Annotated in this window: 27 protein-coding genes; 5 read left to right on the top strand and 22 right to left on the bottom strand. The window is 46.3% G+C overall.

What is annotated here, in order from left to right; all coding sequences use genetic code 11:
• Positions 1 to 3 precede the first annotated feature (3 nt).
• The 8 genes from FSB75_RS16290 to FSB75_RS16250 form a co-directional block, all read right to left on the bottom strand.
• Positions 4 to 348: a phage holin family protein gene (locus FSB75_RS16290; protein WP_146789658.1), complete on the bottom strand. Its 345-nt coding sequence runs from the start codon at positions 346 to 348 to the stop codon at positions 4 to 6.
• Positions 349 to 472: 124 nt separating this feature from the next.
• The gene (locus FSB75_RS16285; protein ID WP_146789656.1) at positions 473 to 1078 is read right to left on the bottom strand and encodes an L-threonylcarbamoyladenylate synthase; all 606 of its coding nucleotides are present in this window, start codon (positions 1076 to 1078) and stop codon (positions 473 to 475) included.
• A gap of 124 nt (positions 1079 to 1202) precedes the next feature.
• The gene (rsgA, locus tag FSB75_RS16280) at positions 1203 to 2129 is read right to left on the bottom strand and encodes a ribosome small subunit-dependent GTPase A (RefSeq protein ID WP_146789654.1); all 927 of its coding nucleotides are present in this window, start codon (positions 2127 to 2129) and stop codon (positions 1203 to 1205) included.
• 88 nt (positions 2130 to 2217) lie between these two features.
• Positions 2218 to 3213 carry a vWA domain-containing protein gene (locus FSB75_RS16275; RefSeq protein ID WP_146789652.1) on the bottom strand — a complete coding sequence of 332 codons (996 nt, stop codon included), beginning with the start codon at positions 3211 to 3213 and terminating at the stop codon, positions 2218 to 2220.
• Positions 3203 to 3961: a hypothetical protein gene (locus FSB75_RS16270; RefSeq protein WP_146789650.1), complete on the bottom strand. Its 759-nt coding sequence runs from the start codon at positions 3959 to 3961 to the stop codon at positions 3203 to 3205. Before FSB75_RS16270 ends, FSB75_RS16275 begins: the two co-directional genes overlap by 11 nt.
• Before the next feature lie 278 nt (positions 3962 to 4239).
• A complete protein-coding gene (locus FSB75_RS16265) occupies positions 4240 to 5115 on the bottom strand; it encodes a DUF58 domain-containing protein (RefSeq protein WP_146789648.1) in 876 nt (291 codons plus the stop codon).
• Positions 5116 to 5299: 184 nt separating this feature from the next.
• Positions 5300 to 5509, bottom strand: a complete 210-nt coding sequence (locus FSB75_RS22250; RefSeq protein WP_172623184.1) for a four helix bundle protein — start codon at positions 5507 to 5509, stop codon at positions 5300 to 5302.
• 61 nt (positions 5510 to 5570) lie between these two features.
• A complete protein-coding gene (locus FSB75_RS16250; RefSeq protein WP_146789642.1) occupies positions 5571 to 6569 on the bottom strand; it encodes an AAA family ATPase in 999 nt (332 codons plus the stop codon).
• A gap of 74 nt (positions 6570 to 6643) precedes the next feature.
• Here FSB75_RS16250 and FSB75_RS16245 point away from each other — a divergent pair, with 74 nt between their 5' ends.
• Complete coding sequence (locus tag FSB75_RS16245; protein ID WP_146789640.1) at positions 6644 to 7132, top strand: hypothetical protein; 489 nt, start codon at positions 6644 to 6646, stop codon at positions 7130 to 7132.
• Here FSB75_RS16245 and FSB75_RS16240 read toward each other — a convergent pair.
• A complete protein-coding gene (locus FSB75_RS16240) occupies positions 7129 to 9051 on the bottom strand; it encodes an NAD+ synthase (RefSeq protein WP_146789638.1) in 1923 nt (640 codons plus the stop codon). The genes FSB75_RS16245 and FSB75_RS16240 overlap by 4 nt on opposite strands.
• A 57-nt stretch (positions 9052 to 9108) precedes the next feature.
• Here FSB75_RS16240 and gldB point away from each other — a divergent pair, with 57 nt between their 5' ends.
• Positions 9109 to 10131, top strand: coding sequence for a gliding motility lipoprotein GldB (gene gldB / locus FSB75_RS16235; protein ID WP_146789636.1), 1023 nt, complete (start codon positions 9109 to 9111; stop codon positions 10129 to 10131).
• A gap of 40 nt (positions 10132 to 10171) precedes the next feature.
• Here the strand turns inward: gldB and FSB75_RS16230 are convergent, their stop codons facing one another.
• Positions 10172 to 10909: a PAS domain-containing protein gene (locus FSB75_RS16230; RefSeq protein WP_146789634.1), complete on the bottom strand. Its 738-nt coding sequence runs from the start codon at positions 10907 to 10909 to the stop codon at positions 10172 to 10174.
• 153 nt (positions 10910 to 11062) lie between these two features.
• Between FSB75_RS16230 and FSB75_RS16225 the strand changes: the two genes are divergently transcribed.
• Both FSB75_RS16225 and FSB75_RS16220 read left to right on the top strand, forming a co-directional pair.
• The gene (locus FSB75_RS16225; RefSeq protein ID WP_146789632.1) at positions 11063 to 11629 is read left to right on the top strand and encodes a pentapeptide repeat-containing protein; all 567 of its coding nucleotides are present in this window, start codon (positions 11063 to 11065) and stop codon (positions 11627 to 11629) included.
• A 60-nt stretch (positions 11630 to 11689) separates the two neighbouring features.
• Positions 11690 to 12508: a phosphotransferase family protein gene (locus FSB75_RS16220; RefSeq protein WP_146789630.1), complete on the top strand. Its 819-nt coding sequence runs from the start codon at positions 11690 to 11692 to the stop codon at positions 12506 to 12508.
• A 39-nt stretch (positions 12509 to 12547) separates the two neighbouring features.
• Here FSB75_RS16220 and FSB75_RS16215 read toward each other — a convergent pair whose 3' ends face one another.
• Positions 12548 to 13420 (bottom strand): DNA/RNA non-specific endonuclease, encoded by an 873-nt coding sequence (locus FSB75_RS16215; RefSeq protein ID WP_172623183.1) that lies wholly within the window; start codon positions 13418 to 13420, stop codon positions 12548 to 12550.
• Between the two features lie 164 nt (positions 13421 to 13584).
• On the opposite strand from FSB75_RS16215, the gene FSB75_RS16210 reads away from it, so the two are divergent.
• A complete protein-coding gene (locus FSB75_RS16210; protein WP_227990609.1) occupies positions 13585 to 14043 on the top strand; it encodes a PPC domain-containing DNA-binding protein in 459 nt (152 codons plus the stop codon).
• On the opposite strand, the gene FSB75_RS16205 is transcribed toward FSB75_RS16210, so the two are convergent.
• From FSB75_RS16205 to FSB75_RS16155, 11 genes are all read right to left on the bottom strand, one after another.
• A complete protein-coding gene (locus FSB75_RS16205; protein WP_146789626.1) occupies positions 14037 to 14615 on the bottom strand; it encodes a DUF420 domain-containing protein in 579 nt (192 codons plus the stop codon). The two genes, FSB75_RS16210 and FSB75_RS16205, sit on opposite strands and share 7 nt — an antisense overlap.
• On the bottom strand, positions 14612 to 15433 hold the full coding sequence (locus tag FSB75_RS16200; protein WP_146789625.1) for an SCO family protein: 822 nt from the start codon (positions 15431 to 15433) through the stop codon (positions 14612 to 14614). Before FSB75_RS16200 ends, FSB75_RS16205 begins: the two co-directional genes overlap by 4 nt.
• Before the next feature lie 276 nt (positions 15434 to 15709).
• On the bottom strand, positions 15710 to 16156 hold the full coding sequence (locus FSB75_RS16195; RefSeq protein WP_146789623.1) for a cytochrome C oxidase subunit IV family protein: 447 nt from the start codon (positions 16154 to 16156) through the stop codon (positions 15710 to 15712).
• Positions 16157 to 16178: 22 nt separating this feature from the next.
• Entirely contained in the window at positions 16179 to 17060 is an 882-nt protein-coding gene (locus tag FSB75_RS16190) for a cytochrome c oxidase subunit 3 (protein WP_146789621.1), read from the bottom strand.
• Between the two features lie 160 nt (positions 17061 to 17220).
• The gene (locus tag FSB75_RS16185; protein ID WP_227990608.1) at positions 17221 to 17781 is read right to left on the bottom strand and encodes a cytochrome c oxidase subunit 3; all 561 of its coding nucleotides are present in this window, start codon (positions 17779 to 17781) and stop codon (positions 17221 to 17223) included.
• 41 nt (positions 17782 to 17822) lie between these two features.
• Positions 17823 to 18746: a heme o synthase gene (gene cyoE / locus FSB75_RS16180; RefSeq protein ID WP_227990606.1), complete on the bottom strand. Its 924-nt coding sequence runs from the start codon at positions 18744 to 18746 to the stop codon at positions 17823 to 17825.
• A gap of 94 nt (positions 18747 to 18840) precedes the next feature.
• Entirely contained in the window at positions 18841 to 20667 is a 1827-nt protein-coding gene (locus tag FSB75_RS16175) for a cytochrome c oxidase subunit I (protein ID WP_146789618.1), read from the bottom strand.
• Between the two features lie 48 nt (positions 20668 to 20715).
• On the bottom strand, positions 20716 to 21774 hold the full coding sequence (locus FSB75_RS16170) for a cytochrome c oxidase subunit II (protein WP_146789616.1): 1059 nt from the start codon (positions 21772 to 21774) through the stop codon (positions 20716 to 20718).
• Between the two features lie 80 nt (positions 21775 to 21854).
• Complete coding sequence (locus FSB75_RS16165) at positions 21855 to 23096, bottom strand: quinol:cytochrome C oxidoreductase (protein WP_146789614.1); 1242 nt, start codon at positions 23094 to 23096, stop codon at positions 21855 to 21857.
• Positions 23097 to 23122: 26 nt separating this feature from the next.
• Entirely contained in the window at positions 23123 to 23818 is a 696-nt protein-coding gene (locus FSB75_RS16160) for a c-type cytochrome (RefSeq protein ID WP_146789612.1), read from the bottom strand.
• Between the two features lie 12 nt (positions 23819 to 23830).
• Positions 23831 to 24430 carry a DUF3341 domain-containing protein gene (locus FSB75_RS16155; protein ID WP_146789608.1) on the bottom strand — a complete coding sequence of 200 codons (600 nt, stop codon included), beginning with the start codon at positions 24428 to 24430 and terminating at the stop codon, positions 23831 to 23833.

Below are 24430 nucleotides of genomic sequence, written 5' to 3'. Positions count from 1 at the left end.
ATTTTAATTTTTTCCGCCAACAATTTTGGTGATGACGGCGCTGATAAAAGAAACGATAAAACTAAAGAGCAAGGCCGTAAGCCAGCCGTGTACGGCGAAACCGTCAATGAAATAATCGGCGAGTTTTACAATGATGATGTTGATGATGAGCAAAAAAAGTCCAAGCGTAAGAATGGTGATGGGAAGTGTAAGTACAACAAGAACCGGTTTGACGATAGCATTAAACACCGCGAGTACCAGCGCAACGATAACCGCTGTTTGCACATCGCGTAGCACAACGCCGGGTAAGAGGTGGGCGGTTAAATATACCGCTACGGCAACAGCCAGAATTTTTATAATGAAGCCCATAAAAGGTTTTGAACAAATGTAAGGAGGATGACGGATGACAGATGTCAGATGACGGAAGGTTGATGAAGGAAGACTCTTATTGCAAAAACACAGTCATCCGTCATCCCTCATCTGACATCTACTTTCACATTACTTCTCCCGCGCCTTCTCTTATTACTTCGGCTTCGCCGCTTACAAAACTGATAACGGTGGAAGGCACCATGCCACCGATGCCCCCGTCAATCACCAGGTCAACGAGCTTTTCAAATCTGTCGTGAATGAGATCGGGGTCGGTGTATTCTTCCACGTATTCGCCGGGAAGCGTGGCGCTTAAAATGGGATTGCCTAATTCTTGCACAATTGCTCTTGCAATGTTGTTGTCGGGCACGCGAATGCCCACGGTGTCTTTTTTTGTTTTTAAAATTTTCGGCACTTGCCGGCTGGCTTCGAGAATGAAGGTATAAGGCCCGGGCAAGTATTGCTTGAGTGTACGGTAAACCGATGTGTCAAGTTGTTTGGCGTAATGGCTTAAATCGCTTAAGTCGTAGCAAACAAAAGAGAGGTTGGCCTTTTGCGGATCAACGCCTTTGATGCGGCAAATGCGCTCTACGGCTTTGTGCTGTGTGATGTCGCAGCCAAGCCCGTAGATGGTATCGGTTGGATAAACAATGACGCCACCGCTTTTTAAAATCTCCGCGACTTGTTTGATGAGGCGGTCTTGCGGATTATCGGGATGAATGTGTATCAACATTGTTCGCTTGTTTACCTGTTATTGCTTTCGCCTGTCATCATTTCTTCGCTATTATCTTCTTGTCGTTTAACCGTTACACCGCAAAAGCAGCACCGCATTTCACGCCCAAGAAGTGAACAAAAACTTACCACTCATGGTCTTTTAATGATTCCAAAATGTTCACATAACTCACATACCGGTCTTCGTCAATCTCGCCGTCAATCACCGCCTGTTTAATGGCGCAACCGGGTTCATTAATGTGCTGGCAATTATTGAACTGGCAATCGTTTAATCTTGCCCTCATCTCGGGAAAATAGCCTGACAGTTCTTCCTTCTTCACGTCAACCAAACCAAACTCCCGCATACCGGGTGTATCAATTAGCTTGCCGTCGAAGGGAAGATCGTACATCTCGGCAAAGGTGGTGGTGTGTTGTCCCTTGCCGCTCCAGCCGCTTACGTCCTGTGTTTTTATTTTGCTGTCTGGAATGACAGCGTTGATAAACGATGATTTGCCTACGCCGCTGTGCCCGCTGATCAGTGTTGTTTTTTCCTTGAGCGTTTCTTTTATTTCGTCCAGGCCTTTGCGTTCTTTCAAACTCATGGCAAAGGCCTTGTAGCCGACGGCCTCGTAGATTGTTTTCAGGCGTTCAAATTCCTTCCAATCCTTCTCTTTATAAACATCGGTTTTGTTGAAGACAACAATCGCCGGCACGTGGTACATTTCGCAGGCAACAAGGAAGCGATCAATAAAGCCCTGCGAGGTTCGCGGCTCTTTTATCGTTGCCAGCATAAGCGATTGATCAAGATTGGCCGCAACGATATGGTGTGCGTGTTTCGCTCTTGGCGATTGTCGCGCCACGTAATTTTTGCGGTCGCCAATTTTGGTGATAATGACCGAGGCTTCGCCTTCGTTCTCAGTTTCAAATTCCACCGCATCACCAACGGCAATAGGATTGGTGGAGGTGATGTCGTCAATCTTGAACACGCCTTTAATGCGGGCATTGTAAAACTTGCCGTCATCGCCTTTGACGCTGTACCAACTGCCTGTGGATTTGTAAACAATGCCGGTCATGAGAATTAAAATTCAAAAGTAAAAAGTAAAAATAAACGCGATGTTCAGAGGCATGTTTTTGAATTTTGGCTTTTTACTTTTGACTTCATTAAGGAAATGTGCGCAAGTACGTGTACCGCAAAAGCGCTTCCAAAAGTAGAAAGAACAGGGCCGCTATCAACAGATAAAAGTATTGCTCTTCTACCCGTGTTTTGGTGATGCGTTCGAAGCTTGATTTTTCCAGGCGGTCAATTTGCGAATAAATGACTTGCAGCGTTTCTTTATCTCTTGCTTTAAAATAAGCGCCCCCGGTTTCCTGCGCAATGCGTTGCAGCAAGGCGTCATCAAGGTTGGAGGTCGTGCCCAACACACCGGCATTGGCACGTTGTTGTTCCGGCGTGCCGGCCATGCCTACGGTGTAAACTCTTACCCCTTTTGCTTTCGCAATTTGCAAAGCCATCAACGGATCAATGATGCGGGTTTTTGGCGGCTCTTCTTTTCCGTCGGTCATCAAAATCACCACCTTGCTTTTTGCGCCAACGGAGGACAAACGTTCCACCGATTTTGCCAGGCCTTCGCCAATCAGCGTTCCGTCCTGCAACATGCCACAGCGCAAACTTTTTATTTGCTGAAGAATAAGATCGTGATTGGTGGTGAGCGGCGACAGGGTATAACTCTCACCCGAAAAAGCTACAAGGCCAATGCGGTCAACGGGACGGCTGTTCACAAAATCAATGGCCACTTCTTTAGCGGCTTCGATGCGGTTGGGCGAGAAGTCACGCGACAACATGCTGGTACTTACGTCCAGGCAAAGCATGATGTCAATGCCCTCGCCTTTGTTACGGCTTTGCACGTCGCGAATTTGCGGACGGGCCAACGCAAGCAGCAGGCAAGCAAGCGCCAGCAAGCGCAGCCAAAACGGAAGGTTGATCAAATAATTTTTTGCCGTGCGGTGCTTAAAATGCTGTGCCGATGAAACGGTGAAACTGCTCTTTTTCTTTCGCAGCGAAGAATAATGAATCCATGCAAGAACCGGCACGGCAACAAGCAGCGGCAACAACCATGGATACGCAAAGCTGATATTTTGAAAGTAGTTATACAGCATGTTGTTCGATGGCAGTAATGCTTTCTTTGATTACGTTAAAGGCTTCGCTATTTGCAGAGCTGTCGGGCTTGTATTGCGCAAACTTTACGAGGTCGCTCAAACGCAGCGTTTGCACCAGGTTGTTATAGCCTGTTTGCGACATCTTCAGGCTTTGCAGTTGAATGCTCAAATCATCCGTTGTTTTTGAAAAGGATTGGATGCCTTTGGCGCCTTTGAGATACGCTCTGAAAATGTTTATCAACTCCGTGTAGTATTGTTTGACGTTTGTTGAAGCGAGGTTTTCTTTTTGAAGTTTTTCCAATTGTTGCAAAGCTTTTTTGTAAGCGCCGCTGTCGATCGTTGTCTCCTCTTTCTTTTTGCCGGGCGGAAAGAATAGCATAAACAAGGCAATCAGCACAACGATGCCTACCACGTACCACCACCAGGTTGAACGGCCCGGATCTTTTACCGGAATAATGCCTTTGATATCGTGGTAAGGTTGCTTCGGGTCCCAGGGTGAGGTGTAGCTGACTTCTATGGTTGTGGGTTGCAAACTTTTACCGGCCCGGTTCACGGTGGGCAGCGTCCAACTGCCGCTGTCCCAACTGGTGATGGTGACGGTTTGTTTTAAATAAACGCCTTCGGCTACGCGGCTCGTATCAATTTTGCCACGGTCGAGCACTTCAAAATGCGGCAGGCTGTCGGGTGAAAAAATGCTGTCGAGATGCACTCTGCGTTCGTTCGTTCCCAGCAAGGTTTCAATTTTCATCTGAATTTGCTCGCCCAGTAAAATTTTTTGTTTGTCGAAGGAGAAGCGGACGTCTTGTGCATGGAGTGCAAATGAAAAATGTAAAATGCAAAATGTAAAAAATGCAGCCCATCCCGACCTTCCCGGTGGGAAGGCCAACAACACACAGACCCACGCTTTTCGGCAACTCCTTTTTTTTATTTGAGTTGTTGACAAGCGAGCCGCGTAAAGCGAAGCGCTGGTGGCCTTCCCACCGGGAAGGTCGGGATGGGCCGTGTCTCCGTGGGTGTTGTTCTCTCTCATTTTTTGTTTCGGGAAAGGAAAAATTTCTGCAGGATTTTTACGTAGTCTTCGTCGGTGCGCACGTGCAAAAGATCGGAGCCGCTGCGCTTGAAGGTGCGGCTGGCGTATTCGGTTTGCGCAAAAAACTCTTTCTGGTATTCGTGGCGCACGTAAGCGCTGGAGGTATCTACCCAGCCCTGTTCGCCTGTTTCAGCGTCTTCAATTCGCAGCATTCCCATCTTCGGTAAATCCTTGTCCATCTTGTCCCAGATTTTTACACCAATGATGTCGTGCCGCGAAGCGGCCACACGCAAAGCGTCTGCATAGTTCGTGTCAATAAAATCGCTCAAAATAAAAGCCGTGCTTTTGTGTTTGTTGATGTTGGTAAAATAACGAAGCGCCGTGTTCAATCCCGTTGCTTTTTTGTACGCAGAAACCGAAAGCAGTTCGCGAATGATGAACAGCGCATGATCTCTTCCTTTTTTTGCGGGAATGTATTTTTCAATTTTGTTGCTGTAAAAAATAACACCCACTTTGTCGCCGTTGTTGATGGCCGAAAAGGTAAGCACAGCGGCAATTTCGGTGGCGATGTCTTTCTTTGATGCGTTTACCGTTCCAAACAAGGACGAGGCGCTCACGTCCACCAGCAACATCACCGTTAATTCTCTTTCTTCTTCAAACACTTTGCTGAACGGCGTACCAAATCGTGCCGATACGTTCCAGTCAATAAAGCGAATGTCATCGCCGGCCGCGTATTCCCGCACTTCTTTAAACGACATGCCCTTGCCCTTAAAGGCGCTGTGGTATTCGCCCGAGAACAAATTGCTCGTAAGCTGCTTGCTTTTAATTTCAAGCTGGCGAACTTTTTTGAGTATGTCTTTTAATGTAGCCATGATGACGGATGAAAGATGATGGATGACGGCTATTTAAGTGCAGCCTTGTTCATATAATTTATGAGACCACTTAATAGTTTCATCACTTCATCAATCGTGCTTTCAAATATTTTAAATTTTTCCGTGTCAATAATATTTACCATCAATGCAATGTTCAGGTGCGTTTCCAATTCGTATCTGAACCTCATGCAATATGAAGAAAATGAACAGTGTCCTTTTTATATTGCTGGCCCATTCCTTCGGCAATATTAGCTGGAATGGAGGTGGCTGCTCGTTTCGTCTGCGAAGTCAAAGCAAACAGTTCCTCTTTGGGATAATCCTTTGTCAACAAGTAGACCTCCTTCACTAATTGCATGCTCGTTTTCCAAACATCAAGCGTTTGATAATTTCTCATAACAGTATAGTTTGATTGAATTAAAACGCTGTCATCTGCCATCCACCATCCGTCATCGCTTCTACGGCGTACTCACTTTCTGCAACAATTGGTCAATCACATTCTCCGTTGTAATGTTTTCCGCTTCGGCTTCGTAGGTTAAACCAATACGGTGACGCAAAACACTGTGTGCAATGCTGCGCACATCATCAGGCGTAACGTAACCGCGACCGTTCAAAAAGGCTTGTGCTTTTGATGCGAGAGCAAGGCTGATACTGCCCCGCGGCGAAGCACCGTAGGAAATGACGGGCTTTAATTTTTCAAGGCCGTGTTTCTCCGGTTCGCGGGTAGCGAAGGTTAAGCCGAGAATGTAGTTCTCTACTTTCTCGTCCATATAAATCTGCCGCACCAGTTTTCTTGATTCCAGAATTTCGTGCGTTGATAAAACAGGATTGATGGTGGGCTGCGTCATGCCTTCTACGTTCTGCCGGACAATGAGCTGCTCTTCTTTCATGCTTGGATAGCTCACAATCACTTTCAACAAAAAACGGTCAACCTGTGCTTCGGGCAAAGGGTACGTGCCTTCTTGCTCAATGGGGTTTTGCGTAGCCAGTACCAGAAAAGGTTCATCCAGTTTATAGGTTGTATCGCCGATGGTGATTTGCCGTTCCTGCATCGCCTCCAGCAAAGCGCTTTGCACTTTGGCCGGCGCACGGTTTATCTCATCGGCCAAAATAAAATTGGAGAAAATGGGTCCTCTGCGCACCACAAACTCGTTGCGCTGTTGGTTGTAAATCATGGTGCCGATAACGTCGGCCGGTAAGAGATCCGGTGTAAATTGAATGCGGCTGAACTTTGCCTGTATCGCCTGCGCCAGCGATTTAATGGCGAGTGTTTTTGCCAGGCCCGGAATGCCTTCGAGCAAAATGTGGCCGTTGGCAAGCAAAGCAATGGTGAGTTGTTCCAGCATCTTCTCCTGCCCGATGATGATCTTGCCCAGTTCGGAAAAGAGCTTTTGCTTTAAATTGTGCCGGTCTTTAATTAAGTTCGTCAGGTGGTTGATCTGCTCGGAAGTAGCCATAGGAAATTTTAGTGCTCAACAGTTATCAAATAGTTTGCCCTTTTCAAAATTACACCAACACAAACCCGATAATTATGAAAATCTTTTTGCCGTTTGTTCTCTCTATATTCATGTTAAACGTACTGGGTTGTCACAAGACTGACGTCATAAATCCCAACATCCCTACAAAAACCGAACTGGCTACTTCTTCTGCGTGGACGTATGCGGACGGTGGCGTTGACGCCAACCGCGACGGCGTGGTGGATGCGGGCGGTTCTTTTTCGGCGCTGTTGCCAACTTTAGTACCGTCTTGCCGCACCGATAACCAGCTTAGTTTTAAGAAAGACAATACAGGCATCGTAGACGAAGGCACAACCAAATGCAACACAACCGATGCGCAAACAACAACCTTCAACTGGAGCTTTGCCGATAATGAGGCCAACCTTCAAATCAGCAATAACGTGTTTGCACTGCTTAACGGCAAATCAAAAATTTATGCCTTAACGGCCACGCAGTTTTCACTCACACGCGATACTGTTTTGGGAGGCACTACCTATCCCATCCTTGTTATCTTAAAACACTAGGACAGATACTTCGCTACAATCGGCAATCGCCGCCCCACGCCAAAGGCTTTGCTGCTCACGCGAATGATGGGACAAAACTGGTTGCGTTTGTACTCGTTCGTGTTCACGAGTTTTAACACTCTTGCCACCAGTGCTGCATCATAACCTTGTGCAATAATTTCCTTGGGGCCTTGCCGAAGCTCGATGTAGTTGTAAAGAACTCTGTCAAGAACGTCGTATTCCGGAAGGCTGTCGGAATCTTTTTGCCCCGGCCGCAATTCTGCTGAAGGTGCTTTAATTAAAATATTTTCGGGAAGGATTTCGGTTTTGCGGTTGATGAAACGTGCCAGCGCATACACTTGCGTTTTGTACAAGTCGCCCAATACGCTCAAGCCGCCGGCCATGTCGCCATAAAGCGTTCCGTAGCCCGTTGCCAGTTCGCTTTTGTTAGATGTATTCAAAAGAATATAACCAAACTTATTGGCTACGGCCATCAGCAGATTTCCGCGGGTGCGGCTTTGCATGTTTTCTTCGGCAATGCCGAAAGGCAGGTCGCCGAAAATGGGTTTTAAGTCAGACTCGAAAGCGTCGAAAATATTTTTGATGGCAACGATGTCGTAACGGTTGCCGAGGTTCTTGCTCAGTTGCTCCGCATCGCTCACTGAATGATCCGAAGAAAACTGCGAAGGCATAAGCAACACGTGCACATTCTCTTTACCCAATGCTTCTACCGCCAGGGCTTGCACCACGGCACTGTCAATACCGCCGCTGGCGCCAAGCGTTGCTTTTTTAAAACCCATCTTTCCAAAATAATCGCGGATGCCAAGAATCAGCGCACGGTAAATCTCATCAATGTTTTTGTCGTCGGTGAGGTAAGCAATGATGTCTGAGCCTTTGCCTACATCGGCCGCGGAATAATAATAAATGGAGCGGCCCATCCCGACCTTCCCGGTGGGAAGGCCACCAACGCTTCGCTCCTCGCTTTGCAATGAGGCATTTATTTCCTCCCTATTATTTATTGGCGATGTTTCAATGACTTCTTTTCGTCCACTAATAATTTCTTCATGCGGTGCAACAGGTTCTTTTAAAGAAGAAATCGAAACAGGGGCGGAGTCTGCGGTAAGTGAGGCATCGTGCGGATGATGGCCTTCCCACCGGGAAGGTCGGGATGGGCCGTTGGTCAACTCGTTCAAATCAAACAAACCAAAGTCTTCTTCGAAGTATTTCATCTCCTTCACTCGGTTGCCTTCGGCGTCGTACACCAAACTTCCGCCGTCAAACACAATCTCGGTTTGCGAGCCCACGGTGTTACAGTACAACATCGGTATTCCATACTTTTCGGTATGCGCTTTTACAATGGAGTTGCGTACCGTGTCCTGCGCATAATTATAGGGCGAAGCTGAAAGGTTGAGCATTACGTCGGGCGCCTCTTTTATCAGCACTTCCATCGGCGTTTTGCGGTACAGCGGGTTGTCGCCAAGGTTCCAGATGTCTTCGCAAATGGTGACGGCTAATTTTTTCCCCTTGAATTCAATACATTTCCATTCAAAGGCCGGTTCAAAATAGCGGTTCTCGTCAAATACATCGTAGGTAGGCAAAAGCGTTTTGTGTATCTCGGCTTTAATTTCTCTTTCGTAAAGAAGAAAGGCTGCGTTGAACAAATCTTTTCCTTCTTTCAGCGGGTTGCGTGCGGGTGCGCCAATGAGTACGCCGATGTCGCCGGCGTGTTCTTTTATTTTTTCAATAGCGGCATAGCTTGCGTTTACAAAATCATTAAACTCCAAAAAATCGCGGGGTGGATAGCCGCAAACGCAAAGCTCCGAGAACAGCACCAGTTCGGCGCCGGCGGCTCTGGCCCTGTTAATTCCGTCAATTATTTTTTGCGTATTGGCCTCAAAGTTTCCAATGTGATAATTTTGCTGCGCTAAATAAATTTTCATCGTCGTGGGTTATACTGAACTTTCAAAGTTCCGAATAATTCAAAAACAAAGCCGGACATGATGCGTTGGATTTCTCTTCTTCTTTTCGTTGCCTTCTTTTCGTGCAAAAATAAAAACGGTGCACCCGATGTTTCGGACGTTAAAATGAACGTAACGGTGCTACGATTTGAGAAAGATTTTTTCTCGATGGACACGACGCAGTTGCAGGCATCGTTGCAAGGTGTTGAAAAAAAATACCCGGCTTTTTTGCCGGTCTATTTTAAATATTTTGCCCCGGTAAGAGACATTGCGCAACAGCAACACCTCACCTTTGAGACGGCGCTGCTGCAATACTACCGCGGCATTAAGCCACTGGCAGTTGAGGCGGATAAAAAGTTTTCAAACCTCGATAACGTGAAGAACGGGTTGGATGACAACCTTCGCTACGTGAAGCATTATTTTCCTTTGTTTAGGCCGCCGGTGGTGCTTACCTCGGTGGAAAGTTTGAATCCTGAAAACCCTACCGAGATTTACGGCACCACGTATTACAACGACACGCTGGTGATTAGCCTGCAAATGTTTTTGGGCAAGGATTATCCGGCTTACGATCCTTCGCAATACCCCGATTATTTACGCCGCCGCTTTGAACCGGCTTACATCGTTCCGAACTGCATCCGCGCCGTTGCTTCTGATATTTATGCCGACAGCACCGAAGGCGCTTCTCTCATTGAACAGATGATTGAAAAAGGAAAGCAGTGGTGGCTGATGCACAAGTTTATGCCGGACGCACCGGACAGTTTAATCACCGGTTACACGGCGCAACAAACAACGGACCTGCAGCGCGAAGAAGGCAACGTGTGGGGCGTGATTACAAAGAACGAGAACATTTTTTCCATTGACCAAACCACCATTCAAACTTACATCGGCGAAGCGCCTTTTACGCAAACATTGCCGCAAGGTGCGCCGGGGAATATCGGGCCGTGGATTGGCTGGCGCATCCTCAACAAGTTTGAAGGAGATCATCCAAAGATGAGTGTGCAACAGATTTTGCACACAACCGCGAAGAAAATATTTGAAGAGGCGAAGTACAGGCCGAAGTGAGGTAAGTCTTGTCGAGGCGCAGACTTCCATCTCATTTTCCTTACTCTTCTTTTACCATCAAGAGTATTTGCTTGTCAGAGCCGTCATCGCCAACGATTGCTTTCGATGCAATGTGCAAGCGTCGAAAAGTTTGATTGCCGTTATCAACAACGTAAACCTTTTGTATGGGCGTGCTGTTTACAATTGCATTCCGCAGGTCGTCGTGGATTTCTTTTTCGTTCCAGAAAGGATGGGACACTTGCCGGAGTTTGGTGCCGGCTGCTACCGGTTCGGTTATGCCGAACATCTGTTTGAAACGCTCGTTTGTTTTTACCACTTTCATTTGCGCATCCAAAATAACCAACCCGCTTTGCTGAACCGATTCGAATAATCCCTCCAACAGTTCGGAGGTATGTAATAAGTAACGCTCCAGTTGCTTTTGTGCGTGAATGTTGTGAATGATTTTAACAACACAAGGTGATTCAGGCGTTTTTACCAACACCGATTCGCCGGTTACCCAAATGGGTGTTCCGTTCTTGTGAACAAGATAATTTTCGTCGGTGCTCGAACCTTCGCGTTGCGTAATGTTCAATTCAATTTCGGGTTTGCGAATCAGTTGGTCTTTTTCGGTGAACAAAATGCGAAAGTGTTGATCGAGCAGATCTTCTGTTTTGTAACCGTAAGCCGAGGTAAAGGCATCGTTCACGCTTTTTATGTGCCCGTTTTGGTCCATTACGAGAATGGCGTTAACCTTGGCGTTGTTGAATATACCGTCGAAAAATTGCCGGGTATCACTCATAAAGGTTGAGTTGATAAAACAGCAATCTACGCCATGTTGGAAAAGAAAACGGAAAAGACTGGCAACGTTGAGGATGCTTACGCTGTTGTTGGTATGCCGCTGGGCCTTGCGTTTGAGCGAACCAACAACGGCCCGTTTCGATAATTTTACCGGATGAACGCACTCATTCAGGACCAAACCTTCACCAACAAGGACTTCACAACTTCATCACCCGCCGCCGAATACGAAGCCTGCGAATTCATCAACTGCAATTTTGCAAAAGCAAACCTTTCCTCTTTTCGTTTTGTGGATTGTACGTTTACGAACTGTGATTTAAGCAACGCCAAGCTCACCAAGACAACTTTGAATGACGTAAAGTTTACCGGCTGCAAAATGCTCGGTCTTCTTTTTTACGAATGCGATGATTTTCTTTTCACCGTTTCCTTCAGCAACTGCAACCTGAGTTTTTCTTCTTTCTATCTGCGAACGCTTAAGAAAACCGTTTTTCAAAACTGCACTCTGCACGAAGTGGACTTCACCGACGCCAACCTTGCCGGCTCTTCTTTTGTTGATTGTGATTTAGCCAAAGCGTTGTTTCAAAACACGGTATTAGAGAAGGCTGATTTTCGAACGGCATATAATTTCACACTGGACCCCGAGCAAAACAAACTAAAAAAAGCACGGTTCAGCAGCGCCAACCTTGCCGGCCTGTTGGCAAAATACGATCTTGACATTGGCTGAAAAAAGCGTACTTGTTCCACTTTTCACGCAAAGCGATAACCCGTACAAAAACAAATCGAAATGCTCCGCAAGCAAGAAGTGGCCCGCCTCATTGAAACACACACGCCGCTAAAAATTCTTTCTCTTAAAAGAGCCGGAGAGGGAATGCACAACGAAGCTTTTCTGGTCAACGGTTCTTACCTTTTCCGGTTTGCAAAAACAGAAGGCGACAGACAAAAAATAAAAAAAGAAAGCCTGCTTTTGCCGGTCATAAAGCCGCTTCTGTCTGTGGCCGTTCCTGCTCCGGAATACGTATCGCCGGACTTTTCTTTTATAGCGCATAAAAAACTTTCCGGAATCTTTCTCACCAAAAAAATATACAACGCATCAACCCCTGCAAAACAAAGGACACTGCTTTTTTCGCTTGCGGGCTTTCTTACCAATTTGCACCACATAAACGTTGAGGCATTGAACGTTCCGGAAGTAGAGCGAACCGATTTTGAAGCGGTGTACCGCGAAGATTTTAAGGAGATAAAGCAAAGGCTTCTGCCTTCGCTGCCTGCTGATGAACAAACATTCGTTGAAAGCCGCTTTCGTTCTTATTTTGAAAACAGGGAGAATTTTCACTACAAGCCTGTGCTGCTGCACAGTGACTTTAGCCTTGACCACATCCTTCTTCATGCAAACGGCCAAACGCTAAAGGCCGTCATTGATTTTGGGGATGCGGCCATCGGTGACCCTGACTATGATTTGTTTTACCTGTACAAAGAAATGGGCGAGGCATTCATTCTTGACCTTCTTGGTTTCTACCGTTCTCCCAATCATTCCTTGTTGTTAGAAAAGCTGCGCTTCTTTGTTTTTGTTGAAGACTTGCAAGACAGAATTGAAGCCATGCAGTAATACCGATGAATTCTTTACGAAGGGCAGGTCTCTTTCACTTTATTGTGCTTGCCTGGCTCTCTTTCGCGTCCACAACCAATCGTTCACATCCAAATTGCTTTCAACTTTTCCCTCCACGTCATCCGGCAGCTTGGGAAAGAAATCGAGGCCGGTTAAATGCTCGACGCTGTCAATGGAAACGGCAAAACTTTTTAGCGTAGCGGCCGAAGCCTGGTTGGGCAACACAAAGCCAATGCCCCGCACACCTTGCGGATTGTATTCCAAAATAACCTTGTAATAAAACTGCGGCACCGCCACGTTATCGTGACCAATCGTTGGCAAACCATCCGTAAGCACAGGACCGGTTACCACGTAAATACTGTCGTAAGCCGACGACCAATAACGCACCAGTTCTTCCAAACGCTTCCACACGCCGCGGTTAAAGGCCGGCACCTGCGGACTCATGTTACTGTAATAAAACGATTCAGCCATCGTTGTTGCCGACCAACTCATGTCTTCAGCCGAGGCCAAATGCCCGCGGTCGTAACCTGAAGCTTCGTAGTCTTCGTCATCGGCGGAATGCGGCTTTGCCAGGGGATCGGTCATAAATTGGTTGGTGCGGTCAAAATGTGCTGCTTGAAGTTGATTGCCGCGCAGTACGTAAGCCACCCAGGAAGCTTGTTCGTACTTGGGCACAAAGCAAAGCGTATAGCCTGTGTGTTCAATGATTTGATCGGCGGGTTTTACGGCGGGAATTTGCATCGCATTTAGCGTGCTGTCGTGTTTGTATTTGTTTCCCGTTGACAGTTTTTGCTGACGACAGGTGAACAGAAGAATGGCCAACAATACCAATAACAAAATGAACACAACAATCAGTACCGTTGTGTTTTTGTTCGTTGTTTGTCTGAACTGTTTATCTGGCTTTGCGTTCATGGCCATCTGTGTTTGTGTTGCGAAATCTTTGTGCTTATTGCCACTACAAATCTATTTCAAAGCTCTTAATGAAAACTGCGGATTCGCGCCTTGCAAAACGAAATGGGGTATTCTGGTTTCAACAAACTTGCGGTTGGTTTCTGCAAACTCAATAGGTTTGCGCCGTGAAATATTTTCTGCTGCTTTTGCCCTTTTTCATCTTATCCTGTAAACAATCCATGATTAAAACGCATCCGCTTCGCTTAAAGCCCGGCGCTGATTTAAAGAAAGAAATTGAAGCCTACGTGAAAGCCCAAAACATAAAAGCCGGATGGATTGCTACTTGCGCAGGAAGCCTGACGCATTACAACATCCGGTTTGCCAACCAACCCAATGGCTCATCGGGTGACGGTCATTTTGAAATTGTAAGTTTAGTAGGAACGGTATCAACAAACGGTTCACATCTGCATTTGAGCATCAGCGACAGCACCGGCAAAACAATCGGCGGTCACCTGCTCGACAGCAACGTTGTTTACACCACCGCTGAAATTGTTTTGCAGGAAGATGATGCTTTTGAATTTACCCGCGAAAAAGACGGAAGCACACCGTGGAAAGAATTACAAATTAAAAATAGGAATCAATAATAACGGCTGATCATCCAGTAAACAATCGGGCCGGTTACCGCTACGTAAAACCACAGCGGCCAGGTTATTTTTGCCAGCTTGCGATGCTTGGCGTTTTCATTTATTAAAGCACGATAAGCTGTGAACAAAATGAAAGGCAGCGAAATGCCGGCAAGCAAGATGTGTGTGCTTAACAAGATGCGGTAAACGGTTCGCATGCCGCCCGCAGCAATGATTTCAGCCGCATCTACTTTGCCGTTCTTGTCCAAATCTCCGTACAACGTAGAGCCGGCAAACAGATGATGGGCGATGTAGGTAACAAGAAAGATTACCGACAAAATAATGGCCGAGAGCATGATGTTTTTGTGCGTTTGATAAGCGCCTCTTTTCGCGGCAATCAATCCGGCCAGCAACAAAACAGAAACGATTGAATTGATTACCGCATTCACCAGCGCCAGCACGTGCGGATCAAAACCAAGATTCACGTTTAGTGTCACTCTTTCCAAAACGGTAACCGCTAAAAAAATAACCACGCTGAACGCAACGATCAACATCCTTGCTTTTCTATCGTTCTTCTGCAATGTCAGGTTCATAGGTTTTGCTTCTTTTTAAACAGCACCATCATCAAGGTTATCAGTATCACGGCAATGCCCATCACGACGCCAATCAGTGGAAGTTCATCTACCAAGGGAAACTTTTTGTGCTTGTCTTTTTCCAGTGAAAGTAGAATGATGTCTTCGGCAATGTTCTTTACGTCGTTTGAGTCAAGACCGTTGTACAACCGCACGTTGCCAAATTCATCGCGCCGCGAACGCAGCACACGGTCTTTGTCGATGAGCACAAATTTTTGCGGGTGAATGAAAGCCGTATCCACTTCGGTTGTGTCAATGCCCAGTTTCATGCCGTTAAGGGCAAGGTCGTAAATCTGCTTTTTATCGCCGGTAAGTAGCCACCAGTTTTCCGGGTTGATCTGAAAACGGTCGGCAAATTTTTTTAATTCCGGTACGCTGTCGTGTGTGGGGTCAACGGAGAAGGAGATGAATTGCACAAAGTCAGCGTCGCGGCTGCCTGCTTTGTTGTTGTTCTTCACAGCGTCCTGCAAGCGTTTCATGTTGCGGGTCATTTGCGGGCAAATCACCGGGCAACGGGTAAAAAAGAAATCGGCCACAACGATTTTCCCTTTCAAATCTTTCCAGGAAACCTTTTGCCCCAATTGATTGGTAAGTGTGAAGTCGGGCACCTTGTGCCAGATTGTGTCCATCGTTTCTTTGCCGCCTTCAATTTTGGTTTCGATGCTGTCAACAAACAGCCGGTGCGGCATTTCGTTTACGGGAATAAACTTCATAACGAAATAAGCCATCACCGGTATAAACACGCCAATCAATAAACCGTATAAAGCTGTTTTGTTCATAATCGCGGATGTTCAGGACTATTTTAAGGATGATTGGGATGACTTCCTCAACCGTTTGGTTACTAAAAAAACATGTCGTCGCGAAAGCACTGATTTAAAACCCCGACAATCTTTCCCAAATCCCGCTAATCCGTAGCCAAAAAGAAACCGCCGCAAAAATAAGCGGCGGTTTAGCTATTTAAGGGACTCTAACAAAAGCTTATGCTCTATTCCCTGTGGTGAGGTTTTTGGCATAAAGCATCCTGACAATCATTTCCTAATCCCGGCAATTTGTGATCAATGCAACGGATGAACGGCTGTGTCTTGTTTTACGGCAGGCGGTTGAACGCCTTTGTGCTCGTATTGCTCCTGAAAGCTTTTATCATAACGGTTGCGAATGGTACGGAAAGCGTTGCCATCCCATAAAAAGGCGCCTATGAACCATACAAAAAGCATGAGCGGCACCACGACGGTCATGATCATGTTGCGCAATTCATCGCCGAGGTGCATAAAAATGCTTACAATGTAAAAGGCTTTCGCCAACGATAAAATCACAATGACACCTTTGATTAAAAGCACCATTCCTATTGATAAATCGTGAAGGACGTACATAGTCAGGCCCAGGCTTAATTCGATGATCGTAATGACCAGCAGTATCCAAAACGTTTTCCAGATGCGCTTCGTTCCCGTTGCCGGCTCGTGGTGAAAGGTGATTTCTGCCGATTCGCTATGATGTTGATCCATTGTAAACGCTTAATTGTTTTGATTAAATAAGATAGAAACAGAGAAACACAAATACCCAAACCAAGTCCACAAAGTGCCAGTACAGGCCAGCTTTTTCAATCATCAGGTAATGACCGCGTTTATCAAAAACGCCGTTCACCGTCATCAGCAGCATAATGATGTTAATGATAACACCCGATGTTACGTGAAAACCGTGAAAACCTGTAATGGCATAAAAGTATCCGCCGTAAGCTTTTGGCCCGGGTTCCTGCACGTGCATTTCGCCTGCGGAAACGGCTTTGTTAACCATGTCCATCAACTGAGGCGATTGCATCGCTTCCAGTTGCTCGTGGCTCATTGTGTGGTTTGCACCGTGCGCTAATTGAACCAAAACATCGTGTGGCGTGCCTGGCAGTGCGGCTGCAACCTGCGCTGCACTAACGTGAGGTCCCCATGGGTTGTGTGTTACTGTTTGACCCATGACGGATAAATGGCCGTCAACCAACACGGCGTGTTCGCCGGTGATTAAGTGCGTCCATTCCCAAGCCTGGCAACTCAAGAAAGCGATGCCGCCAACAATGGTCCAGGCCAACCATTTGATCACTCCTTTTTTGTTGTTGTGATGTCCCTCGTGCACAGCAAGCACCATGGTCACGGAGCTCATGATCAAAATAAAGGTCATCAAGCTCACAAACGCAAGTGGCAGATTGGTATGTCCCGCGCCGGGGAAGGCGTTAAAAACTTCATTTGGGTTGGCCCAATAGTTTTGCGAGAAACGAATGGTGCCGTACGAAATCAGAAGTGCGCCAAAAGTGAACGCATCGCTAATTAAAAAGTACCACATCATCAGCTTGCCGTACTCCACGTTGAACGGGCTTCTTCCTCCGTTCCACCAATTTGTTCTTGTTGCCGCAGCAGTTGCCATAATTGAGTTTGTAGTTTGTAGTTCGTGGTTTGTGGTTTTGCTTACCGCTCAACAAACCTGCTTTTCTATAATTTTCTTTTCCTTAATGTTTGTGGTTTGAAAAAAGTGTTTGTAGTTAATACGCCTAACCACAAACTACAAACCCTAAACCACAAACCTTTTATCCGATCCAAATAAAAAACACCACCAAATAAATCCAGAGCAAGTCCACAAAATGCCAGTAGGTGCTCATGATTTCGATGGGTGTTGCATTGTAGGTTCGCACGTTTCCAACATATTGCCGCAACAGCAATACAATGAGAGCGACCACTCCTCCTACCACGTGTAATGCGTGCAAGCCGAAAATGATGTACAAAAACTGTCCGGCTCCCGATGCGCCCTGAAAATGCACGCCGTGATCCCAAAGCCAATTAAATCCTTTCCACTGCATTACCACAAACGCAAGCCCCAGCACCAAGGTTACCAGCAGTAAACTGCGGTAGGCCGCCATTGCTTTTTGCTTAAAGCTTCGGAGAGCGGCCTGAATGGTAATGCTGCTTATAAACAGCGTTGCCGTTGACACGATGAAAATAGTAGGCGTTTTTACTTCGTGCCAGCCGGCCTGCCCGCTTTTTACAATGTACGCACTGGTCAACCCCGCAAACATCATTACAATGCTGGCAATGGCAACCCACAAGGTAAACTTGTGTGGATGAATTTTATTTCTTTGTTCTGTACTCACTGTCACTGTAACACGATTTCTTTATGAACGAATATGTTTATCTATGTTTTACTTGCCAGGAAAGCAAGCAAAACAATGGGCAAATAAATATAGCTGCTGAACATTACCCGTCTTGCTGCTTTCGCATTCATCTCACGGTACAAACGAACGCATTGTCCTACCAAAAACAAATTAGCCAACATCACCAAAACCAAACAGACTTTGCCTTTCGTTGTGCCGAACTCCGTTAGTTCAATCACGTAAGGCAGCACGCAAACAGGAATCAGCAAAACTGCATACATCACCGTTTGAATGGCCGTAAACTTTGTTGGTCCTTTCTCTGCCGGCAGTAAACGGAACCCTGCTCCCGAATAGTCTTTGTGCGCTATCCAGGCAATGGCCCAAAAATGCGGAAACTGCCACAAGAATTGTAAAAAGAACAAAACCCATCCACCCCAGTTTTTTACTTCGCCGTAACCAAATACCGCGTCATTTCCAGCCGCCCAGCCAATGAGGCAAGGCAAGGCGCCCGGCACAGCTCCCATCAACACTGCAATGGCACTTACTTTCTTTAGCGGTGTATACACAAACGCATAAAGAAAGAGGCTAAAAGCAGCCAGCATTCCACTTAACGGGTTGAAGAAATACGTCAGCAAAAACACGCCGACAACACCAACGACAATTGAAAAGATCCATCCTTCCTTCACGCTCATTCTACCGGATGCTACGGGCCGGCTTGCCGTACGTTTCATCATAGCATCCGTATCTTTTTCAACAACCTGGTTCATTGCGTTAGCGCTTCCCGTTACGCAATAACCTCCCACAAATAAAAGAGCAATCATCAGCCAATCGTATTCCACCACTTTTGGCGCCAGCAAGTAACTAATCACGCTGGAAAACACAACCATAATGGTTAACGATGGCTTCGTAAGCTGCAGATAATCCCGCAGCCTGCTGTTCTTTGCCTTGTTTGCTTCGTCTTTCAAATTCTTTTTTTGCGTTGCAAACAAAACTATCTCAAATAACTTTTATTGAATTGTCCTATCTGCACACCTTCGTATCTCCTCATTTCCACGTTTATCAGTGTTTCGATTCGTTCGGGTTCAATGGCTCGGTTTGCGGAATAAAGTCGCGACCATCTTTGGCATAATCATAAGGCCAGCGGTGCACTTCCGGAATTTCACCTACCCAGTTCCCGTGGCCTGGATTGATGGGCGTTGTCCACTCCAGCGTCGTTGCACCCCAAGGATTTAACGTACGTACTTTTCTGCCTTTAAAAATGGAATAGAAGAAGTTGAATACGAACATAAGGTTCACCGCAAAGACAATGATGGTAACGACGGAGATCATTTTGTTGAGGTCTGCAAACTGATTGAAAGACTTCCACAGGGTGAAATCCAAATAGCGGCGCGGCACGCCGGCCAAACCCATGTAGTGCATAGGCCAAAAGATCAGGTATGCACCCGCCATGCTTACCCAAAAATGGATGTAACCTAACGTGTTGTTTAAATAGCGTCCAAACATTTTGGGGAACCAGTGGTAAACACCCGCGAACATGCCAAAGAACGCCGCCACTCCCATTACGAGGTGAAAGTGTGCAATGATGAAATAAGTGTCGTGGATGTGAATGTCAATCGTAGAGTTTCCCATCCAGATACCCGTTAATCCGCCCGATATAAATACACTCACAAATCCGAGACAGAAAAGCATTGCGGGTGTAAATCGTATGTTGCCCCGCCAGATGGTGGTAAGCCAGTTAAATACTTTGATTGCCGACGGAATAGCAATCAATAACGTTAAGAGCACGAACACAGATCCCAAGAACGGATTCATGCCCGAAACAAACATGTGGTGCGCCCATACCAGTAAGGCAAGGATGCAAATGGCGAACAAAGAGCCAACCATCGCCATGTAACCGAAAATGGGTTTTCTTGAATTCACGCTCATTACTTCCGACACGATTCCCATGGCAGGAAGGATAACGATATATACTTCGGGGTGACCCAAGAACCAGAACAAGTGTTGGTAAAGGATAGGACTGCCTCCTTCGTTGGGTAGAGCTTGCCCTGCTACATAGATGTCGCTTAAATAAAACGACGTGCCTAAATTTCTATCGAACAACAGCAGAATGAAACCCGACAACAATACCGGGAAAGAAAGTACACCCAGAATGGCTGTAAAGAACAGACTCCAAATTGTCAGCGGCATACGCGTCATGCTCATGCCTTTTGTGCGCATGTTCAAAATTGTTGTGATGTAGTTTAAGTTGCCCAACAATCCCTGCACAACGAACAACGCCATTGAGACGAGCCACAAATCCGTTCCCAGTTTCGAACCAATATTGGCTTGGCCTAAAGCACTTAACGGCGGATACATCGTCCACCCGCCGGAGGCAGGACCCGTTGAGATGAACAGTGAAGTAATCATTACAACACTGGCCAGGAAAAAGAACCAATAAGACATCATGTTCATCAGCGGCGAAGCCATGTCGCGGGCACCTACCTGCAAGGGAATAAGAATGTTTGCAAAGGTTCCGCTAAGGCCGGCTGTTAATACAAAAAAGATAAGGATGGTTCCGTGCATCGTGATCAATGCGTAATAGAACTCAGGCTCAATGTGCCCACCCTTCGCCCATTTTCCAAAAACCGTTTCGAGAATGGGAAAGCTTTCATCGGGAAAACCTAATTGAAGACGGAACAGTACGGAAAACAGGGCACCGATAATGGCCCAGATAATGCCCGTAATCAAAAACTGTTTGCCGATGACTTTATGGTCCTGGCTGAAAATATATTTTGTAATAAAACTCTGCTTGTGATGGTGATCATGGCCATTTCCGTGACCATTGCCAAGCACTTCATGGGTACCTTCCGCTCCCTGGTGCACGTGTATTGTCTGGTCGTTGTTCATATCAAGTTCTTTTTGTTGTTCATCATAAATTGTAGACTCGCAACAGGATTATTGAATTGATTTTACCGGTACTGCGTTCAGGGCAGTGGTTTTGTTTTTAGCGCTATCAGCGGCGGGTGCGGCCGGCGCTCCTTTCTCTGCTTCCATTACGGTTGCGTATTGCGATTTTTGCTTTTTCAACCAGATGTTAAATTCTGCCTGCGATTCCACCACAACCGTTCCCCTCATGCTAAAGTGGCCGCGTCCGCACATCTGGTCGCAAGAAATTTCGTATTCAAAATCGTCGCCGTATTTCTGCTTCATTTCCCTTGTGGTAAATTTTGGCGTGAACCACATTGTCGTTGGTTGTCCCGGTACGGCGTCCATCTTCATGCGGAAATGCACAAGCCCAACGTCGTGAATGACGTCTTTAGAACCGATGATAAGCTTTACTGGCTTGTTCACCACAAGGTGCATTTCCTGACTGCCCACCACGTCATCATGGTTTGCCGGGTCTGTCCATATTTGCCCTAGTGGATTATTTGCGCTGATTTCCCGGTAATATTTTTTCCCCAATTGTCCGTCGGCACCCGGATAACGGAATTCCCATTTAAACTGGCTGCCCGTTACTTCTACTATTTGTGCGTTTTTGGGTGCTTCTCCCGTAATTGCATACCAATAGTATAGACCAAAACCGATGAGCACCGTTAAGGTAATTGCCGGAATAACCGTCCAGATCAATTCGAGTTTATTGTTGTGCGGATAATAAAATGCTTTACGTCCTTCTTTTTCCTGGTATTTATAAGCAAACCAAAACAAGGCGATTTGCGTAATCACGAAAACCACAGCCGTAATAGCCAGCGTGATGTACAGCATTGTGTCCACTTTTTCGCCATGGTTAGAAGCGGCTTCACCAAGGATTCTGTCTTTCAGGGCGTGATTGCAGTACCACACACCAAACAATCCCGCCACTAAAAAAATCAGCAGCATAAAACCGTTTACACGGTTCGAATCGCGTCGTGTTTTTTCCTCACCGTGTAAAATGGCTACGTATTCACTTGCCTTGGCAATCTGAAACACGATCAGAAAACCCAAAATAAACGCAACGATTATCCAGATAGATGACATATTCTAATTCAATTTCTTATTTCTAATTCCCGACTACTACTTCTCACTTAGAGATGAGAAAGCGGTAATCAATAATTCGCTTAGGTATGGTGTACAATGCTTTCTTTCAGGAACGGATGGTTTTTTGCAACGAGCGGATGCTTTGCAAGCGAACGGACCGTTACAAACATAATCAACCCAACAAACCCTAATGCAATTCCCAAATCGGCCAGCATGTTGGGCACGTACGTCTGTTTTGTTTCCGGGTTCATTACCGCCGTTGGCATTACCATTTGATAGAAATCGAGCCAGTGACCAAACAGGATTAATACCGACATCATGGTAATGGTTCCGTAATTCCGCTTTGGCGCCCTCTTCATTAACAGTAACAAAGGAGCCAAGAAGTTAATGATCAGATTTAACCAGAAGATTGCCCGATACGGCCCTTGCAATCTTGGTTTGAAATAAATTGTTTCTTCCGGAATGTTGGCATACCAGATCAGCATAAACTGAGCAAACCACAAATAGGTCCAGAAAATGGAAAACGCAAAAATGAATTTTCCCAAATCGTGCAGATGTTCTTTCGTTGTCAGCTCCAGGTAACCATTATTTTTCAAGTACACCACAAAAAGAGTGATGAGAGCTATAGCCGCCACAAAAACAGAAGCGAAAGTGTACCAGCTATACATGGTAGAATACCAGTGCGCATCAATGCTCATGAGCCAAAGCCACGGAATAGAAGAAAGAACGGTAAGCGCAAAGAAAACCGTGTAAACCGCGGCCCAAACCGTATTGTTCCAAATGTATTTTTTCCCTTCTGCAATTGTCAAAGGACGGTCGTCAATGCTGCGCGAAAGCTGCCGCATTTTTTTGCCGAGCAGCCACCAGCCTGCAATCGTGATTACGGTCCACACGGCAAAAAATCCTTTATTTAAAAAGCCTGATTTGTGTTCTATGGCAGGATCGTGCACGGCATCGGGGCTGGCCCAATGGTAAATAACGTGGTTGCTTCCAAAAATCAGCGCAAGCAAAATGGCGAGTGCGATAACGCCAATAACCGGTACGCAGGTTGAAATGGCTTCGGATACCCTTCGAAAAGACATTTGCCAGCCTCCCCAGGCCAACGTTGTGGCACAAATGAAGAACATTGCTGCATTGGTCACCAACAAAAAGTAAACGCTGTTTTGCAAGATGGAAGCCCAAAAGCGTGCGGCCACGTGTTCATCGCTGCTGGTGCCGTGCGTGATGAATAGAATAATGATGGACAACACGCCAACCGCCATAAATGCCAGCGACAAGGTGTTGTATTTTTTGGGTATAACAAATTGTTCTCTCAGTGTCATTACGTTCTGTTTGTTCAATAAGCGAATTATGGTTTTGCCTTCTTGGTAGAGTCTGTTGTTGCTGCGGAACCCATTGAGGCTTGTGCAGTTATTGCCGTACCTTTTGCCGTGCTATCACTTGCTGCTCCGCCTTGTTTGCTGCGGATGTAATTGATCACCATCCAGCGTTGCTCTGGCCTTAACTGAGAAGCGTAGCTTCCCATTGCGTTTTTACCAAAGGTGATCGTATAATAAATACTTCCGTCGCTGAGATTTTTTGCATAGTCTCCGTTCAGAGGTCGTGGAGCCGCCGGATACGGTCCGTCACCACCTTTATACAAAGGTCCGTTGCCGTCCAACGCCGGACCGTGACAAATGCCGCAATTCACGAGGTAGAGCCGCTCGGCTTCTTTCATGATGGCCTCTTTTTTTGAAGAGCTGTCTGTTGGGTTCTTCAGGGCGTCGGCCGCTTTTAAACCAGCCGAATCGCTTGTTAAATGATAAGGTAAGAGATCGCCGCGAGCCACCGTTCCGGGGACCAGCAGAGCATTGTAACTAATGCCTCTTGCAGCGAGACTGTCGCGTTCACCACCCACATCGTTGTAACCATAGGCTTCGTAAGCACGGCTATAATACATGTCGGGCATATAAGAATGTCCCGGATCATCGCCCTTTGCGCCGCCACAGCTCACAAGGCCAAGGCTAAAGGAAAAACCAAGAGCAGCTATAACTATTTTTTTCATCCAACTGTATAATTAAGATTGGGCAATGGCTGGTTCAACGGGTTTGCCAAATATTTTTGTCTCTTTATCATAGCGGCCAATCCACCAGCCGGTTTCTTTGTATTGCGTACTTACTTCTACGGCGCCGAGATTTTTTAAGAAATCCGATGCTTCCTGGTCGTTCGTTTTATCAGTACACTCAATGGCCATCACAAAAAGATCGTCGGTAGCGCGAAGGTGAAAATGGTCTTTTTTCACAAACGGCGCCATTTGACACAGGTAGCAGAACGTAAGCACCATGCCCACGGCCGAAAACAAAACCGTCAACTCGAACATAATGGGTATCCATGCCGGAAGAGAGAAGAAAGGTTTGCCGCCGATGTTCAGTGGCCAGTCATAAGTAAGCGTCCAGGTGATAAAGCTGAAAGCTGTTGTTGTGCCTGCAATGGCATAGATAAAACCCGCCGTATGTAAGCTCGTGTCGCGTAGGCCCATGGCCGCATCCAAACCGTGTATCGGCATCGGCGTATATACGTCGTGAATCTTATAGCCTGTTTTGCGCACACTTTTTACCGCCGGGAACAACGTTGCCTCATCATCAAAACAAGCAACCACAAATTTTTTTACTGGCAT

Source organism: Flavisolibacter ginsenosidimutans (assembly GCF_007970805.1).
In the GTDB taxonomy this organism is placed as follows: Bacteria; Bacteroidota; Bacteroidia; order Chitinophagales; family Chitinophagaceae; genus Flavisolibacter; species Flavisolibacter ginsenosidimutans.
The sequence above is the reverse complement of the archived record's forward strand: the minus strand, read 5'-3'. Positions and strand labels throughout refer to the sequence as shown.

Bases quoted from the DNA above. Each gene is read 5' to 3' on its own strand.
- FSB75_RS16290 (WP_146789658.1), bottom strand. From the start codon at position 348: ATGGGCTTCATTATAAAAATTCTGGCTGTTGCCGTAGCGGTATATTTA.
- FSB75_RS16285 (WP_146789656.1), bottom strand. From the start codon at position 1,078: ATGTTGATACACATTCATCCCGATAATCCGCAAGACCGCCTCATCAAA.
- rsgA (WP_146789654.1), bottom strand. From the start codon at position 2,129: ATGACCGGCATTGTTTACAAATCCACAGGCAGTTGGTACAGCGTCAAA.
- FSB75_RS16275 (WP_146789652.1), bottom strand. From the start codon at position 3,213: ATGCTGTATAACTACTTTCAAAATATCAGCTTTGCGTATCCATGGTTG.
- FSB75_RS16270 (WP_146789650.1), bottom strand. From the start codon at position 3,961: ATGAAAATTGAAACCTTGCTGGGAACGAACGAACGCAGAGTGCATCTC.
- FSB75_RS16265 (WP_146789648.1), bottom strand. From the start codon at position 5,115: ATGGCTACATTAAAAGACATACTCAAAAAAGTTCGCCAGCTTGAAATT.
- FSB75_RS22250 (WP_172623184.1), bottom strand. From the start codon at position 5,509: ATGAGAAATTATCAAACGCTTGATGTTTGGAAAACGAGCATGCAATTA.
- FSB75_RS16250 (WP_146789642.1), bottom strand. From the start codon at position 6,569: ATGGCTACTTCCGAGCAGATCAACCACCTGACGAACTTAATTAAAGAC.
- FSB75_RS16245 (WP_146789640.1), top strand. From the start codon at position 6,644: ATGAAAATCTTTTTGCCGTTTGTTCTCTCTATATTCATGTTAAACGTA.
- FSB75_RS16240 (WP_146789638.1), bottom strand. From the start codon at position 9,051: ATGAAAATTTATTTAGCGCAGCAAAATTATCACATTGGAAACTTTGAG.
- gldB (WP_146789636.1), top strand. From the start codon at position 9,109: ATGATGCGTTGGATTTCTCTTCTTCTTTTCGTTGCCTTCTTTTCGTGC.
- FSB75_RS16230 (WP_146789634.1), bottom strand. From the start codon at position 10,909: ATGAGTGATACCCGGCAATTTTTCGACGGTATATTCAACAACGCCAAG.
- FSB75_RS16225 (WP_146789632.1), top strand. From the start codon at position 11,063: ATGAACGCACTCATTCAGGACCAAACCTTCACCAACAAGGACTTCACA.
- FSB75_RS16220 (WP_146789630.1), top strand. From the start codon at position 11,690: ATGCTCCGCAAGCAAGAAGTGGCCCGCCTCATTGAAACACACACGCCG.
- FSB75_RS16215 (WP_172623183.1), bottom strand. From the start codon at position 13,420: ATGAACGCAAAGCCAGATAAACAGTTCAGACAAACAACGAACAAAAAC.
- FSB75_RS16205 (WP_146789626.1), bottom strand. From the start codon at position 14,615: ATGAACCTGACATTGCAGAAGAACGATAGAAAAGCAAGGATGTTGATC.
- FSB75_RS16200 (WP_146789625.1), bottom strand. From the start codon at position 15,433: ATGAACAAAACAGCTTTATACGGTTTATTGATTGGCGTGTTTATACCG.
- FSB75_RS16195 (WP_146789623.1), bottom strand. From the start codon at position 16,156: ATGGATCAACATCATAGCGAATCGGCAGAAATCACCTTTCACCACGAG.
- FSB75_RS16190 (WP_146789621.1), bottom strand. From the start codon at position 17,060: ATGGCAACTGCTGCGGCAACAAGAACAAATTGGTGGAACGGAGGAAGA.
- FSB75_RS16175 (WP_146789618.1), bottom strand. From the start codon at position 20,667: ATGAACAACGACCAGACAATACACGTGCACCAGGGAGCGGAAGGTACC.
- FSB75_RS16170 (WP_146789616.1), bottom strand. From the start codon at position 21,774: ATGTCATCTATCTGGATAATCGTTGCGTTTATTTTGGGTTTTCTGATC.
- FSB75_RS16165 (WP_146789614.1), bottom strand. From the start codon at position 23,096: ATGACACTGAGAGAACAATTTGTTATACCCAAAAAATACAACACCTTG.
- FSB75_RS16160 (WP_146789612.1), bottom strand. From the start codon at position 23,818: ATGAAAAAAATAGTTATAGCTGCTCTTGGTTTTTCCTTTAGCCTTGGC.
- FSB75_RS16155 (WP_146789608.1), bottom strand. From the start codon at position 24,430: ATGCCAGTAAAAAAATTTGTGGTTGCTTGTTTTGATGATGAGGCAACG.